This window comes from Arthrobacter sp. RAF14 (genome assembly GCF_052114185.1).
Taxonomy (GTDB): domain Bacteria; phylum Actinomycetota; class Actinomycetes; order Actinomycetales; family Micrococcaceae; genus Arthrobacter_E.
Map to the genome: position 1 here is coordinate 382,873 of NZ_JBFREG010000002.1, position 14,225 is coordinate 397,097.

The following is a 14,225-nucleotide window of genomic DNA, read 5'->3' on the forward strand; positions in this document are numbered from 1 at the left end:
GGCGTGAGCTCGAATCTGACCCCCCAGCAGGCCTGGCAGAAACTCGTCGAAGGCAACGCCCGTTTCGTCTCAGGCACGTCCTCCCACCCCAATCAGGACGCCAGCCGACGCAGTTCCCTGGTCAACGCCCAGAATCCCTTCACCCTGATCTTCGGCTGCTCCGACTCCCGCCTCGCCGCTGAGATCATCTTCGACCTCGGCCTCGGTGACGCCTTCGTCATCCGCACCGCCGGCCAGGTGATGGACGACGCCGTCCTCGGAACTCTCGAATACGGCGTGGACGTCCTCGGCATCCCCCTGATCGTGGTCCTGGGCCACGACAACTGCGGCGCCGTGACGGCCACCAAGGAGGCCGTGGACTCCGGGGACATGCCCGGCGGCTACATCCGCAACCTGGTCGAGCGCATCACGCCCTCGGTGCTGAACTCCCTGCGCCACGGGGACCACGAGGTCAACGACATGGTGGTGGAGCACACCCGTCAGACGGCCGACCGGCTCGTGGAACGCTCCCCCTCCATCAAGGCGGCCATCGACGCCGGCCGCACCGCCGTGGTGGGCATGGCCTACCGGCTGGAGGAAGGCCGCGCGGACCTCGTCTCCGGCATCGGGAACTTCCAGGACTGACGCCCGTCCCGCCGGCCCGGGCACCCGGGCCGGCCATGACCTCCGCCACATGCGCCCCGGGTGACGCGGCACGAGTTTCAGCGCCGCCGTCGTGCGTCATACAGTAAGGTCATGACTTCTGCTGCTGAAGAATTCCGCATCGAACACGACACCATGGGCGAGGTCCGCGTCCCCGTGAACGCGCTCTACAAGGCCCAGACCCAGCGTGCCGTGGAGAACTTCCCCATTTCCGGCAAGACCCTGGAACGCAAGCACATCGAAGCGCTTGCCCGGGTCAAGAAGGCCGCCGCCCGCGCGAACGAAGAACTCGGAGTGATCGATGGAGATCTCGCCGACGCCATCGCCGACGCCGCGGACCGTGTGGCCGCCGGTGAATTCGACGATCAGTTCCCGATCGACGTCTTCCAGACCGGCTCCGGCACCTCCTCCAACATGAACATGAACGAGGTTCTGGCCGAGCTCGCCACCCGTTCCTTCGCGGACAAGGGCAGCGACCGCGTGGTCCACCCCAACGACCACGTCAACGCCTCCCAGTCCTCCAACGACGTGTTCCCCACCTCGGTCCACGTCGCCGCGACCAACGCGCTGCTGAACGACCTGGTCCCGGCTCTGACCTACCTGGCCGCCTCCCTCTCCCGCAAGGCCGAGGAGTTCAAGGGAATCGTCAAGTCCGGCCGTACCCACCTCATGGACGCCACCCCGGTCACCCTCGGCCAGGAGTTCGGCGGCTACGAGGCCCAGATCCGCTACGGCATCGAGCGCATCCACGCCTCCCTGCCGCGCGTGGCCGAGGTCCCCCAGGGCGGCACCGCCGTCGGCACCGGCATCAACACCCCGGACGGCTTCCCGCAGCGCGTCATCGCCCTGCTCGCCGAGGACACGGCCCTTCCGATCACCGAGGCCCGCAACCACTTCGAGGCCCAGGCCAACCGTGACGGACTGATCGAGGTCTCCGGCCAGCTGCGCACCATCGCCTACTCGATCATGAAGATCAGCAACGACCTGCGCTGGATGGGTTCCGGCCCCAACACGGGCCTGGGCGAGATCGCCATCCCGGATCTGCAGCCGGGCTCCTCCATCATGCCGGGCAAGGTCAACCCCGTCATCTGCGAGGCCGCCATCATGGTCGCCGCCCAGGTGATCGGCAACGACACCACGATCGCCCTGTCCTCCACCAACGGCGCTTTCGAGCTGAACGTGGGCATCCCGGTCATGGCCGCGAACCTCCTGGAGTCCATCCGCCTGCTCACCAACACCTCCCGCGTCATGGCGGACAAGATGATCGACGGCATCAGCGCCAACGAGGAGCGCGCCCGCTTCCTCGCCGAGGCCTCCCCGTCCATCGTGACCCCGCTGAACAAGTACATCGGCTACGAGAACGCCGCCAAGATCGCCAAGACCGCCGTCAAGGAGGGCCTGACCATCCGCCAGGCCACCGAGCAGCTCGGCTTCGTCGGCGAAGGTGAAGGCAAGGTCACCGAGGAGATCCTGGACAAGGCCCTCGACGTCACGACCATGACCGGCAAGTACTGAGTGAGGACCGTTCAGCGACTGACCTGAGCAGCCGCGGAACTGAATTGAGCTGGGCTGAATAACTGACGACGACGACGGGTGACCACCCGCCGTCGTCGTCATCTCGTGCCTCAGGCGGGAAGCACCAGGGCCACGGCCGCTCCCGCGATCATGAACGGCCCGAAGGGGATCGAGTCGCGCCAGCCCAGCCGACGAAAGAGCAGCAGGCCCAGGGCCGTGAGCCCTGCCAGGGTGAATGCCAGCAACGTGCCGAGGATCAACGGCCACCAGCCCAGGTAGGCCAGATGCATGCCGAGCACCCCGGCGAGCTTCACGTCCCCGAATCCGAGACTGGCCGGGCTGAGGGTGCGCAGCAGAAAGTGGAACAGGAAGGCCAGGGCGCCCCCGGCAAGCACACGGAGGCCCCACACGCCCCAGAGCGGTGCGGCCAGGTCCGCCCGCTGCTCGAACAGGGACTGGAGCCATTCCGCGGAGCCGGGTTCGCCGTGGCTGGTGAAGCCTCCGGGGCTGAACACCTCGTCGGCGGACGGCGCGTAGGCCACCCAGCCGAAGTCGGGGGGAAGGTTTCCCGCGCACACACAGGCCGCCAGCAGCAGCACGCCGGAGACGACCGCCCAGGGCAGGACGATCCGGTCCGGCAGAAGATGGGTTTTCACGTCGATCCAGGTCAGTCTCGCGGCGGCGAATCCGAACAGGAGCACCACGAGGATCAGGAGGACCAGGGCGGCGAACGGCCAGCCCGGACCCAGACCCCAGAGCTGGTTCATCCGCGAGAGCATGGGCCGACTCTAACGGGGCCGCTGTGACAGTGCCATTCACAGGGCGAGCCTGGGCGCCGCCGTCGTCCGGGCGCCGGTCGGCCTGAGCCTGCTCCCCCGTTGGTTAGACTCGTCGCCATGCTGACTCTCGAGGAGATCTTCCCGCCCTTCGGCCTGATCCTGCGGACGCCTCGGCTGGAACTGCGTCTGATCCGCGATGAGGAACTTCCGCAGCTGATGGAGGCGGTCCGGTCCGGAATCCACGAGCCGGGCCACTCGCCCTTCTCGGTGGCCTGGTCCGAGGCACCTCCGGAGGAACTCCCGGCCAACACCGCCCGGTTCCACTGGAGCGCCCGTGACCGGTGCACCCCGCAATCGTGGGAACTCGCCTTCGGCATCTGGCACGAGGGGGAACTGATCGGGTCCCAGTCGCTCATGGCCGCGGACTTCTCAGCCTTCAAAGTGGTGAAGAGCGGGTCCTGGATCAGGAGAGCGTCCCAGGGGCAGGGCCTGGGGAAGGAGATGCGGGCGGCGATCCTGTTCTACGCCTTCGATTTCCTGGGCGCCGAGGTCGCCGAATCCGCTGCCGCGGTGTGGAACCAACGCTCCCTCGGGGTCTCGCACGCCCTGGGGTACCGGGACAACGGCCTGCACCGCGAGCCCACGGCCCAGGGCCCTGCCGAGATCCAGCAGCTCCGGTTGGAGGCCGCGGACTTCCGCCGTCCCAGCTGGGAACTGGAGGTCGAGGGTCACGAGGCGTTCGCCCGCTACATCGGCCTGAAGGCCTGACCCACCCCACCGTCCCGCCGCCGTCGCGCCCTCCCGGATCACGCGAACCGCCAGTAGATGCCCGAATACCCTTCGCATACGGGCGTCTACTGGCGGTTCGCGTGGTGCGTGTGTGAGCGGAGGTCCGGATCAGATCTCCGCGCCCTCCAGCAGCTCCGTGACGAGGGCCGCGATCGGCGAGCGCTCGCTCCGGGTCAGGGTCATGTGAGCAAAGAGCGGATGACCCTTGAGCGTCTCGACGACGGCGGCGATGCCGTCGTGCCGTCCGACGCGCAGATTGTCGCGCTGCGCGACGTCGTGCGTCAGGACGATCTTCGAGTTCTGTCCCATACGGCTCATCACGGTCAGCAGCACGTTCTTCTCCAGGGACTGGGCCTCGTCCACGATCACGAAGGAATCGTGCAGCGAGCGTCCACGGATGTGCGTGAGCGGCAGGACCTCCAGCATGCCGCGATCCATGACCTCCTCCACGACCTCCTGGGAGACCAGGGCCCCGAGGGTGTCGAACACGGCCTGCGCCCACGGGTTCATCTTCTCCGCCTCGGAACCGGGGAGGTACCCGAGTTCCTGACCGCCCACGGCGTACAGCGGCCGGAAGACCACCACCTTCCGGTGCTCCTGACGTTCCAGGACCGCTTCCAGGCCGGCGCACAGGGCCAGCGCGGACTTGCCGGTGCCCGCCCGGCCGCCCAGGGAGACGATGCCCACCGTGGGGTCCATCAGCATGTCGATGGCCAGGCGCTGCTCCGCGGACCGGCCGTGCAGCCCGAAGACGTCGCGGTCACCCTTGACGAGCCGCACCTGCTTGTCGGCGCCGACCCGGCCGAGCGCCGAGCCACGCGGCGAGAGCAGGACCAGGCCGGTGTTCACCGGAAGCTCGGCCGCCGCCGGGATCAGCACGGGCTCGTGGCCGTAGAGGGTCGAGACCTCTTCCTCGGTGACATCGAGCTCCGAGAGACCGGTCCAGCCGGTGTCCTTGACGAGTTCGTTCCGGTATTCGTCGGCGGCCAGGCCCATGGCGGACGCCTTGACGCGCATGGGGAGGTCCTTCGACACCACGGTGACGTCATGGCCTTCGTCGGCCAGGTTCTTGGCGACGGCCAGGATGCGCGCGTCGTTGTCACCGGAACGGAAGCCCGCGGGAAGCACCTCGGCGCTGATGTGGTTCAGTTCCACCCGCAGCGTGCCGCCGTCGGTCCCGAGCGGGATGGGCCGGTTGAGGCTGCCGTGCTCCACGCGCAGGTCATCGAGCAGCCGCAGCGCCTTGCGGGCGAAATAGCCCAGCTCCGGATCGTGGCGCTTGCCCTCCAGCTCGGCGATCACCACCACCGGGACGATCACCTCGTGCTCGGCGAAACGGAGCAGGGCCCGCGGATCGGAGAGCAGAACGGAGGTGTCGATCACGAAACTGCGGCCCGTGGGCGCCGGATCCGGGCCCGTCCCGGTCGTGGAACGCCCCCGCGTGGTGCGAGAGGTAGCTTTCTTCGCGGTGCTCTTCTTGGCACCGGTGCCCTGCGCCGTGTCGTTCGCGGTGGTCACATCGGAAATAGCCACATCAACTCCAGCCCCGGACTCACGCCCGGATTTCTCTAGGTGAGGCGGTCGGCCCGGAGGCCGGTTCCGGCCTCCCCGCTGCTGGTGCGATTCCTCGCTCCATGGATGGCCTCCCGTGGCGCCGGGAGGGTTCCCCGGCGTTAGGACCACGCTAACCCCGGCCGCTCGGCCGCGACAGCCGCCACGGCAAGCACGACGTTAATTTTCCGTGAACGGCGGCCTGAGGGAGCGCCCAGGACACCCCGATAGGCTGGAAGCATGGCGATGACGACGGTGACGACGATGCAGGAATGGGCGAGCGAGCTCCACACGGGTGAGCTGACGGTGTTGAGGGGTCTGCTCCCCGAGGATCTCCCGGAGCTGACGGGCTGGTGGAACGACCCCGGACTGGCCGTGATGCAGCGCTACATGACCTCGCCTCTTCCCACCGAGAGCATCACCGAGCTGTTCCAGCAGTGGAGCCGGAACGACACCATGCAGGCCGCAGGATTCAGCATCGTGGCCCAGAGTGGCGAGATGTCCCAAGGCGGCGAGCTGGTGGGGCATGTGACCGCGTGGGGCATCAATCCCCGGGTCCGGACGGCACGGCTGTCCATCATGATCGGGCCCCGGTACCAGGGGCAGGGCTTCGGTGGCGACGCCCTGCGCGTCATGCTGCGGGTGGTCTTCGACGAGATGGCCGCTCACAAAGCCGCCTTGGACACCTGGTCCTTCAACGACCGTGCCCTGCGGCTGTACCGGTCGTTGGGGTTCGTCGAGGAGGGCCGGGAACGTGATGCCGTCTTCCACCGGGGCGAGTTCCACGACAAGGTGCATCTCGGCATGCTCGAGTCCGAGTACCGCGAGCGCTACCGCGACTAGGCGACGCGCCGTCGTCGTTGTGTGCTCAGTTGTTGCGGGTGTTCCGCGGAATCACCCGCAACAACTGAGCAGTCAACACAACTGAGCACTCGACGACGGCGGTCAGGTGCCGAAGCGGCGCTGCCGTCCGGCGTAGTCGCGGAGGGCGCGCAGGAAGTCCACCTTGCGGAACGCCGGCCAGAGGGCCTCACAGAAGTAGAACTCGCTATAGGCGCTCTGCCACATCAGGAACCCTGACAGACGCTGCTCCCCCGAGGTCCGGATCACGAGATCCGGGTCCGGCTGGCCCGCGGTGTAGAGGAAGCGCGAGATGTCCTCCACCGTCAGCGAGGTGGACAGGGTCTCCAGGGTTTCGCCCCGTCCAGCGGCGTCCTTCATCAGGGACCGCACGGCGTCGACGATTTCACGCCGTCCGCCGTAGCCGACCGCCACGTTGACGTGCACCGCCTCCTGGACAGGCGTCTTGTGGGTCAGCCGGTTGAGGCGTTCGGCGAGGTAGTCGGGGAGCAGTTCCGGGGCGCCCATCGCGTGGACGGAGATGTTCTCGTCCTCGTCCAGGCGGTCCAGGGTGTCCGCGATGATCGTCATGAGTTCGTCCAGCTCCTCGGACGAGCGGCTCATGTTGTCCGTGGAGAGCATGTACAGCGTGACCACTTTGACGCCGAGCTCCTGGCACCAGTGCAGGAACTCGAGGATCTTGTCCGCGCCGGCCTGGTGGCCTCGGCTGGAGGGCGCGTTGAACTGCTTGGCCCAGCGCCGGTTGCCGTCCACCATGACCCCGATGTGACCCGGGATCCGGTCCTTGGCCAGCCCATGTTCCAGGCGGCGTTCGTACATGCCGTAGAGGAAATCCTGAATGCTCATCAAGTCCCACCTCTTCCCGTTCGCGCGTACCCGCGCCGCGGGACTTCCGTGTCCAAGGCTACCGCCTGAGGACGCCGCTCCGGGGCAGCTCACAGGTTACCCGGCAGTAACCTACGGAAGCGTAAGTTAGCATGGGACCATGCAGTCAGCAGCTCCACAGCAGCCCTCGTCCCCCGCCGACCGCCTGGCGGCCCGTGCCGAAATGCTGGCCATCAAACCCGCCTGGCGGGGATGGATCCATGCGGTGGCGGCCCCACTCGCCCTGGCGGCGAGCATCATCCTGATCTGCCTCGCCCCCACGCCGGACCGGAAGATCGTCTCCGCCGTGTACGCCCTCACGGGCCTGATGCTCTTCACGGTCAGCGCCGTCTACCACCGCGGCAACTGGAGCCCCAAAGTCAAGGCCATCCTGAAGCGCCTCGATCACACGAACATCATGCTGGTCATCGCCGGCAGCTACACGCCGCTGGCGTGGACGCTGCTGGACCGCCCGACGGCGACGCTCGTCCTCTGGCTCATCTGGGGCGGCGCGCTGGCCGGCGTCGCGTTCCGGCTGCTCTGGCTCCACGCGCCCCGCTGGCTCTACGTCCCCATCTACGTGGCCCTCGGTTGCGCGGCGCTGCTCTTCCTCCCCCAGTTCTTCGCCGCGAGCGTCCCGGCCGCGATCCTGATCTGCTGCGGCGGCGCGTTCTACATCGCCGGCGCCGTGTTCTACGGCCTCAAGCGCCCGAACTTCAGCTACCAGTTCTTCGGCTTCCACGAGCTCTTCCACGCCTTCACGGTGCTCGGTTTCACCTGCCACCTGATCGCGATCTTCTTCAGTGTTCTGAGCTGAGTCGGGGGCCGACGACGCCGGGGGCGGCACCCGGTGCCCGGCGGCCGGCAGGTGCCGCCCGGCGTCGTCGGCCGCAGTCGCTCGCTTCAGCGGGGCAGCCACTCACGAAGGGTGAGTGAACGTCACCGGCTTTCCCGCCGCTCGCGCGTAGGCGATCTCGCGCTTCGTCGACTCGCCGACGTAGCCGCCGGGGTTGATGGCCACGACGCGGTCCGCCAGGTCGATCTTGCGGAGGTGAAGCGCGCCCAGGAGAGCCTTCCGCTCCTCGCTGAGGGCGTCGCCGGACAAGCCAGACTCGACCGGCGCCAGGACGATCACCCCGGCGAGGCCGAGCTCCCGCTGCGCGGCACGGAACTCCTCCACGAATCGCATCGACCCGCAGAGACATACGATCTCGGGCCGTTCAGCCACCTCGGACACGGTTTCCTCCTCTGCTGGCGTTTACTCCTCTGCTGCCGGAACTCGTCGGCAGCCCCAGCGCGGCCAGTGAAACACCGGCCATGGTCAGTGCCGCCAACCCTACTCCCCAGGGTGGGAAAGCGTCCGCGGCCAAGCCGCACTGAAGAGATCCAGCCAAGTCCCCTGCGCTGCACCGTCTCCGACCTGCAGGACGGGGCGTACGGCCGGCTCGGCGAGGCCCCGGCTCAGGTCCTCGGGAGTGCGTAGGCGAATTCCAAATGGGTTGCCTGATCAGTTCGCTCGGAGCGGGAAATGCTCCGTCCATGACACGCCGTCGGGCGGCGCCCATGAGACGTGCACGGAAAGCGTGCACGGCAGATCGCAGAAGGCATTCATCACCCTACTTCGCGAGCGCCGACAGCTCTCAGCACATCCGCAAGCCACACGAGTGCATAACCGACAGCATTCTCTGGATCTTCCACGACAGACTCCAGATGTTCAAGACACTCCGAATACTGAGCGACAGTCAGCTCGGGGTCGGAGTTCATGTCCCCTTGAACACTAGGAGGCACTGACCAGAAGTAGTCTCCATCGATATCCACCGATTGCGACCCATCTGCGACATGCTCAATGAGGATCTGAAAGGCCTCATTCAACAGGCTCTTATCTATCCGTGTCACTGATCGATTTCCTTCCGGGCTTCATTCCCCACTTGGTTTTCAGACTCACTGCGCCCCCACCCAACGAAACGGAAAGCCCCTGTCGACCAAGCCACACGAGAGACAAACCATACTCCAGGTATCTCTACTCAAAGGCGGCCGGTTTCGTAGATGAGAACCCCGAGATTCTCGAGCTCCATCAGTCGATTGGCGGCCTCTTGAGCAACAGATCCGCGTGAATCGATAGCGACAAGGCTACGGGAGAACCACTCATATCCGCAGTCCAGATCACGCAGTCTATCCATCAATTTACCTCGATTTGGAAGGTTTTCTTCCGAGAAATATGCGCGGTAAACATAGCGGCTAGACTGTTCAGTCACCTCATTAAGGAGGTAACGCTGCGGCCCTTCGACGCGTGTCGTCACAGTATCCCCGAGGGAGACGTTATAGAGAAAAAATGGAATACAGCAAACCTCATACGATTCTCCATCGATATTCCTCACATACAGCTGCTCAAAGTACTCCGAATCGGGTATTGCCGCATTTATAATATAATTTGATTTAGCTCTCCAAATTGGTTCGTCATGAAGTTTATATAGCTCTGGTCTATGCATCATGGCAGGATCCCCCACCACTCAGGGGGCCAAGTCCCTCTGAATCCAGGCGGAGCATTAACCGGGAAGTTCTTCGCTCCCTTCGAGGCGCCACACCACTGACAAGTTGTCTGCGCATTCTAGGGCCAAGCATTTCTTCCCCTTGATTTTGGTATGGCGTGATGGACGTGTGGTCGGTCAGTCCTCATCCTGCAGCAACGCAGGTATTCAGGTACAAGCTCGTCCCCTGCGTTCCTGGCGCCACTGAGCGGGCCGCCTGGGACGGTCGGCGGGTCCGACCACAAGTAATCCCCACCGGTATCTACGGCACCCTCCCATTACGTTCGTCCCCGAGGAGAATCCGGCATGCATCCGGCAACACTTCGTTGCTGACTGCTGCCGCATCCACTCCGCGCCTCACACCGTGCCAGGCACCTTCCAGGAAGTGATGTGGCGATCCTCTGATGTCCCTCGACAAGGGGCGACGACCAGAGGCTACTCGGCTTCCACCAGTTTGAAGTCACGCGGACTTGCTAGGGAGATCGCCTCAGCGAGCTCACGCCGAAATAGGAGGTGCCGGAAGCAAAGCTGGCCATCGCCGAACCACTCAGGACTTGCAGCAATATCGACATCGCCCAACCCCTCGAATTTCAACAGAGGCGGCCGGAACTCGCGCCCTAGCGGCATCCAACGCCAGCGGCCACATTCAGAGCACAGTGCGCCCTGAGTACCATGGCGTTCCACCCCAGCCTTCTCAAGGAGATTCGGGTCATACCACTTCTCTCCCACAGCCGGAATAACAAGTTGGACGGCATCACTGTTCTCGGACTTTGGCCACTCCACAGGCCTGAACGCCAGGTCGAACGTGCGCGACAGCTCGTCCGCAAGCGACGCCTCCATACAGATCACATCACCTGTCCAATACGGCATCCAGGCGCCGGTGACTGTCATATTCCGCCTTTGCAGGACCAACGACCCCGTCTGTTCGTGACGAGGCATGCCACAGGAGTGGCACCAGCCGTCCTTGCCGTACATCCGATCGAACCCGGCCGATTCCTCAGGCCACGGCCATCCTCGGTTTCGCTTCCACGTAAGCGACACAAAATCTTTCATTTATTTCAACCCCAGGGCCTTGAGAATTTCGGGAAAATTATCGTGAATCTGACGTGCTCCGAACTTGCTGTTGCACATACCACACATCGACCAGTATTTGAAGCATCGCTTGAAGGGAGGGACCAGGCTATCTCGTCAGAAGAATCGAATGGTGCGGCGGAGTACATCCGGAGATTCATCGAGCAGATCGCCCAGCGACTCACCCCAGTCATGTTCATACTTCGGGTCGAGTGGTCTGCCGTCAGAACCGAGCTCCGATCTCACGATGAACTCATCCAGATAGTCCATGGGACGATCTTCGAAACGCCATACAAAATCGGCCGCCAATGCGAACGCATCCCTAAGGGTCAGGTACGCAACGTCACCATCGACCCTGAGCCGATCTTTCGGAATCGCCCAGAACGGAAACCACCGCCCGTACGCATCAGGCCGAAAGTTCTCAGCAGACGACGGCCACTCAATGTCCCCAACGTCGAGACACTCGAATTCCTCCCTGATCGCGTTTCTCCAATCATCAGGTGATGCAGGATCGCCCGGAACTCCGTGACCCATAGGACCTGTCCCTCCGAGCAGGGTCACCAGATCATTTCCAGCCCGACCCCGGTAATCGGCGACGAAACGAAGCATAACCCGATAGGTTTCGGCAAGAGTGAGCTCATCAGGGCATGAGGTTCGGACCATCCTTCGAGCTCTCATTCCCGCAATCTCCACATCAAAGATCATTCAAGGCCAGAAGGAATTTCCCTGGCGCGGATGAGCGGAACCGGAAGGCTCCCATAGGGATTCGGCGCGTACTCAGCGAACAACTCAGATGGCAGCCACCGGCTCAAAGGCACGTGGTCTTGCACCTCAGCAAGACCCTCGGTCGATGCATAGAACATACCGCCACCCGTCGTCGTGGTTCGATCCGTTGGCAACTGGCCGAAGTAGGTCTCAAACGGTTGCCCGAGCCAGGCCCACGAGACCGGTTTCGGGGGCAAGCCCATCCACCCTTTGCGGTGCCTCACCGGAACGATGCAGGGTTCCGTTCTGGTGTCCCCCGAGAGGGAACGCCCGGACCAGATGTGCCCACCGGTCACTTCTGCAGAAGAGTAGAAAGCCGGGAGATCCTCTGCGACTTTCACAAATAGCCTTCGGAGTGCCTCGACCCAGCCCGATCCGAGGATCGGGTCCACCAAGAAAGTCAGCGAGACAGACCAAAACTTATCGGGAAATCTCGCCTGCGGACCCTCATCAATATGCCCTCCGACGCAGGGGCCAGAACCAGTGAAGTAGAGGCTTCCTGTCGCCGCCTTCCAGGCCTTCACAAATCCGTCGTCGCCGGGTTCGGAAGCCCTCCCCTGAAATGGCTCGTACTCTCCGTATCGCCGTGGGAGCGCCTCGGGAAGCTCCCGCCGAGCGATTTTCAGGAAGTCGTCCACCACGTCTGCTCGCAGATTTTCGCGGAGCGCAAACCACCTCATATCGATGGTCGATACACGGGTTGAGCGCTCTGGCCGCTGAACCCGTCTCGACGAAGATCGGGACCACACCTCCCCCATCTGGTCGTCGACCACGGCTCCATCAGTAGCCCTTGCAAGGCGCCGCGAGAATCGAATTGCGGCCTGCACATCAGCAGAGGACGATCCGTCAGCCAGGATCGAGTACAAAAATCGCGCTCCCAATACCACTGCGACGATGCCCTCGGGGACGTCCTCGGTACTGAGGTTCTCTGGACCGTCAATCGAGAACGACCTACGCCGGCTTACTCCACGAGTCACCTGCAGAAAGTCGGACGCCACGTCCCCAACCCCCAGCGCTGCATCTCGTTCGACAATCCGGCAGAGTTCATCGCCACTGACCGCCCAGCGTGAATATACATTCAATTCGTACGCCATCGTAAAATGCCCCTTCATTGCTCCGCATCGAAAGTTTGGGTGCATCGGCAATGGCTGACGAAACTCGCCACTACATCGAACATGCGATGGCACCGTACGGCCATCAGACTTTACAGTGCAAGTCGAAAAGGAATCGCCGGTCGATTCCGGCCAGGTACCCTCAGAGCGCCGGGACCTCCCCAGCGCCACGGACATCCTCTGCAGCACCCCGGCCGGGCTGTCGGTGGTAAACTCCTGGATATCGAAAATCACGCAGGAGTCCATATCAGCGTGACTGCCGCTCAGCCAGGATGAGTGAACGCCACCGGCTTTCCCACCGCTCGCGCATAGACGATCTCGCGCTTGGTCGATTCGCCGATGTAGCCGCCGGGGCTGATGACCACGACGCGATCCGCCAGGTCGATCTTCCGGAGGTGAAGCTCGCCCAGAAACGCCTTCCGTTCCTCGCTGAGGGCGTCGCCGGACAAGCCAGACTCAACCGGCGCCAGGACGATCATCCCGGCGAGGCCCAGCTCCCGCTGCGCGGCCCGGAATTCCTCTGCGAACCGCATTGAGCCGCAGAGGCACACGATCTCGGGCCGCTCAGGCACCTCGGACACGGCCCCCTCTCCTTGACGCCGGACCGGCCGGGCAGGGCCAGCGCCGCCAGCGAAACACCGGCCATGGTCAGTGCCGCCAACCCTACTCCCCACGGCATCGAGGTCTGCTCGGCGACCCAGCCGGCCACGACCGGACTGGCGATGAACGCGGTGTAGCCGACCCCGTTCGTGAGACCGATGGCTCGCCCTTCGGTTCCGGCCGGCGCCGACCGGCCCGCCAGCGACATGCCGAGGGGCACGATCGGCGACAGGGCGAATCCGACCAGACCGAACCCGAGCGTCGCGATCCAGTCTCCGGTCAGCCACAGGGAGGCCACCGTGAGCAACGCGGAGATCGCGCCTGCGCCGAGGAGCACCGCCCAGGCACCCCAGCGCGTCACCGCGCGCTGTGAGATCGACCGGCCCAGCCAGGACGAGAAGTGAAACACCGCGATCGTCACTCCGGCGAGCCACACCTGTGTGCCGGCCTCGTGCCGCACCAGGACGGCAAGGAACGTCTCCAGGATGCCGTCGCCGAAGAAGCACAGGAAGACGATCTCCACCGCGATCAGCACCGTCGCCGGAAGCCGCACGCCGCTGGGCCCCGGAAGGCGTCCGTCGGTGGAGTCCGCCCGCGCGACGGGCGGCAGGGCCTGCCGCAGAGTCCACAGACCCGCGACGATCAGGGCGACGCCAAGGAGTGCAGAAGCCGGCCGGAAGCCCGCGCCCACCACGCTTCCCACGGCGCTCAGCGACGCGCCGACCGCAGCCGCCAGGCTGAACCAGGAATGGAATCCGACCATGGATTCCTCTCCGGCGAATCGTTCGAAATCCGAGCCGATGGCGTTGGCCGCGAGGTCGAGAAAACTGATGAGCAGCCCGTAGGCCACACACGCCAGGAGAAACTGGACGTAGTCCGTGACCAGGGCATTGGCGATGAAGCTGACACCGGCGCCCACGAGCCCCACCAGGAGCAGGGGACGGCGGCCCACCCGGTCGATGAGGAACGCGCCCGTGGTCAGAGTAAGGATCCCGGCGGCGGCGCCGACGCCCGCGCTGATGCCGAGCTGCTCCGGGCTGAGGCGAAGGACGACAGCGACGTCGGCCCATTGAACGGCCCGCACCCCCACCTGGAGGCCGAGAAGAGAGAAGGTGACGGCGATCAACCGTCGGTGCTGTGCATGCATG

15 protein-coding genes are annotated in these 14,225 nt (G+C 64.7%); 5 read left to right on the top strand and 10 right to left on the bottom strand.

Annotated elements, in window-relative coordinates; genetic code table 11:
• Window positions 1-3: 3 nt before the first annotated feature.
• Both AB4Y75_RS09260 and AB4Y75_RS09265 read left to right on the top strand, forming a co-directional pair.
• Entirely contained in the window at window positions 4-624 is a 621-nt protein-coding gene (locus tag AB4Y75_RS09260) for a carbonic anhydrase (RefSeq protein ID WP_441435573.1), read from the top strand.
• A 111-nt stretch (window positions 625-735) separates the two neighbouring features.
• Complete coding sequence (locus AB4Y75_RS09265; protein ID WP_441435574.1) at window positions 736-2,157, top strand: class II fumarate hydratase; 1,422 nt, start codon at window positions 736-738, stop codon at window positions 2,155-2,157.
• A gap of 110 nt (window positions 2,158-2,267) precedes the next feature.
• Here the strand turns inward: AB4Y75_RS09265 and AB4Y75_RS09270 are convergent, their stop codons facing one another.
• Window positions 2,268-2,936, bottom strand: coding sequence for a prepilin peptidase (locus tag AB4Y75_RS09270; protein WP_441435575.1), 669 nt, complete (start codon window positions 2,934-2,936; stop codon window positions 2,268-2,270).
• Window positions 2,937-3,053: 117 nt separating this feature from the next.
• On the opposite strand from AB4Y75_RS09270, the gene AB4Y75_RS09275 reads away from it, so the two are divergent.
• Window positions 3,054-3,704 carry a GNAT family N-acetyltransferase gene (locus AB4Y75_RS09275; RefSeq protein WP_441435576.1) on the top strand — a complete coding sequence of 217 codons (651 nt, stop codon included), beginning with the start codon at window positions 3,054-3,056 and terminating at the stop codon, window positions 3,702-3,704.
• 129 nt (window positions 3,705-3,833) lie between these two features.
• Here the strand turns inward: AB4Y75_RS09275 and AB4Y75_RS09280 are convergent, their stop codons facing one another.
• Window positions 3,834-5,243: a PhoH family protein gene (locus AB4Y75_RS09280; protein WP_441435778.1), complete on the bottom strand. Its 1,410-nt coding sequence runs from the start codon at window positions 5,241-5,243 to the stop codon at window positions 3,834-3,836.
• A 273-nt stretch (window positions 5,244-5,516) separates the two neighbouring features.
• Between AB4Y75_RS09280 and AB4Y75_RS09285 the strand changes: the two genes are divergently transcribed.
• On the top strand, window positions 5,517-6,119 hold the full coding sequence (locus AB4Y75_RS09285) for a GNAT family N-acetyltransferase (RefSeq protein WP_441435577.1): 603 nt from the start codon (window positions 5,517-5,519) through the stop codon (window positions 6,117-6,119).
• Between the two features lie 102 nt (window positions 6,120-6,221).
• On the opposite strand, the gene AB4Y75_RS09290 is transcribed toward AB4Y75_RS09285, so the two are convergent.
• The gene (locus tag AB4Y75_RS09290) at window positions 6,222-6,983 is read right to left on the bottom strand and encodes an isoprenyl transferase (RefSeq protein ID WP_441435578.1); all 762 of its coding nucleotides are present in this window, start codon (window positions 6,981-6,983) and stop codon (window positions 6,222-6,224) included.
• Between the two features lie 139 nt (window positions 6,984-7,122).
• On the opposite strand from AB4Y75_RS09290, the gene trhA reads away from it, so the two are divergent.
• A complete protein-coding gene (trhA, locus tag AB4Y75_RS09295; RefSeq protein ID WP_441435579.1) occupies window positions 7,123-7,818 on the top strand; it encodes a PAQR family membrane homeostasis protein TrhA in 696 nt (231 codons plus the stop codon).
• Between the two features lie 102 nt (window positions 7,819-7,920).
• Here trhA and AB4Y75_RS09300 read toward each other — a convergent pair whose 3' ends face one another.
• From AB4Y75_RS09300 to AB4Y75_RS09330, 7 genes are all read right to left on the bottom strand, one after another.
• Window positions 7,921-8,238 carry a hypothetical protein gene (locus AB4Y75_RS09300; RefSeq protein ID WP_441435580.1) on the bottom strand — a complete coding sequence of 106 codons (318 nt, stop codon included), beginning with the start codon at window positions 8,236-8,238 and terminating at the stop codon, window positions 7,921-7,923.
• Between the two features lie 787 nt (window positions 8,239-9,025).
• Window positions 9,026-9,493 (bottom strand): DUF4265 domain-containing protein, encoded by a 468-nt coding sequence (locus AB4Y75_RS09305; RefSeq protein ID WP_441435581.1) that lies wholly within the window; start codon window positions 9,491-9,493, stop codon window positions 9,026-9,028.
• 471 nt (window positions 9,494-9,964) lie between these two features.
• The gene (locus AB4Y75_RS09310; RefSeq protein WP_441435582.1) at window positions 9,965-10,420 is read right to left on the bottom strand and encodes a hypothetical protein; all 456 of its coding nucleotides are present in this window, start codon (window positions 10,418-10,420) and stop codon (window positions 9,965-9,967) included.
• A 297-nt stretch (window positions 10,421-10,717) separates the two neighbouring features.
• Window positions 10,718-11,305 carry a hypothetical protein gene (locus AB4Y75_RS09315; RefSeq protein WP_441435583.1) on the bottom strand — a complete coding sequence of 196 codons (588 nt, stop codon included), beginning with the start codon at window positions 11,303-11,305 and terminating at the stop codon, window positions 10,718-10,720.
• Complete coding sequence (locus tag AB4Y75_RS09320) at window positions 11,302-12,459, bottom strand: hypothetical protein (RefSeq protein ID WP_441435584.1); 1,158 nt, start codon at window positions 12,457-12,459, stop codon at window positions 11,302-11,304. The genes AB4Y75_RS09315 and AB4Y75_RS09320 overlap by 4 nt, the downstream gene beginning before the upstream one ends.
• Before the next feature lie 281 nt (window positions 12,460-12,740).
• Window positions 12,741-12,926, bottom strand: coding sequence for a hypothetical protein (locus AB4Y75_RS09325; protein WP_441435585.1), 186 nt, complete (start codon window positions 12,924-12,926; stop codon window positions 12,741-12,743).
• A 26-nt stretch (window positions 12,927-12,952) separates the two neighbouring features.
• The gene (locus AB4Y75_RS09330) at window positions 12,953-14,224 is read right to left on the bottom strand and encodes an MFS transporter (protein WP_441435586.1); all 1,272 of its coding nucleotides are present in this window, start codon (window positions 14,222-14,224) and stop codon (window positions 12,953-12,955) included.
• Between the last annotated feature and the right edge of the window lies 1 nt (window position 14,225).

Excerpts from the sequence above, each read along its gene's own strand:
- trhA (WP_441435579.1), top strand. The coding sequence starts at position 7,123 with ATGCAGTCAGCAGCTCCACAGCAGCCCTCGTCCCCCGCCGACCGCCTG.
- AB4Y75_RS09305 (WP_441435581.1), bottom strand. The coding sequence starts at position 9,493 with ATGATGCATAGACCAGAGCTATATAAACTTCATGACGAACCAATTTGG.
- AB4Y75_RS09320 (WP_441435584.1), bottom strand. The coding sequence starts at position 12,459 with ATGGCGTACGAATTGAATGTATATTCACGCTGGGCGGTCAGTGGCGAT.
- AB4Y75_RS09275 (WP_441435576.1), top strand. The coding sequence starts at position 3,054 with ATGCTGACTCTCGAGGAGATCTTCCCGCCCTTCGGCCTGATCCTGCGG.
- AB4Y75_RS09265 (WP_441435574.1), top strand. The coding sequence starts at position 736 with ATGACTTCTGCTGCTGAAGAATTCCGCATCGAACACGACACCATGGGC.
- AB4Y75_RS09330 (WP_441435586.1), bottom strand. The coding sequence starts at position 14,224 with ATGCATGCACAGCACCGACGGTTGATCGCCGTCACCTTCTCTCTTCTC.
- AB4Y75_RS09270 (WP_441435575.1), bottom strand. The coding sequence starts at position 2,936 with ATGCTCTCGCGGATGAACCAGCTCTGGGGTCTGGGTCCGGGCTGGCCG.
- AB4Y75_RS09290 (WP_441435578.1), bottom strand. The coding sequence starts at position 6,983 with ATGAGCATTCAGGATTTCCTCTACGGCATGTACGAACGCCGCCTGGAA.
- AB4Y75_RS09310 (WP_441435582.1), bottom strand. The coding sequence starts at position 10,420 with ATGACAGTCACCGGCGCCTGGATGCCGTATTGGACAGGTGATGTGATC.
- AB4Y75_RS09285 (WP_441435577.1), top strand. The coding sequence starts at position 5,517 with ATGGCGATGACGACGGTGACGACGATGCAGGAATGGGCGAGCGAGCTC.
- AB4Y75_RS09315 (WP_441435583.1), bottom strand. The coding sequence starts at position 11,305 with ATGATCTTTGATGTGGAGATTGCGGGAATGAGAGCTCGAAGGATGGTC.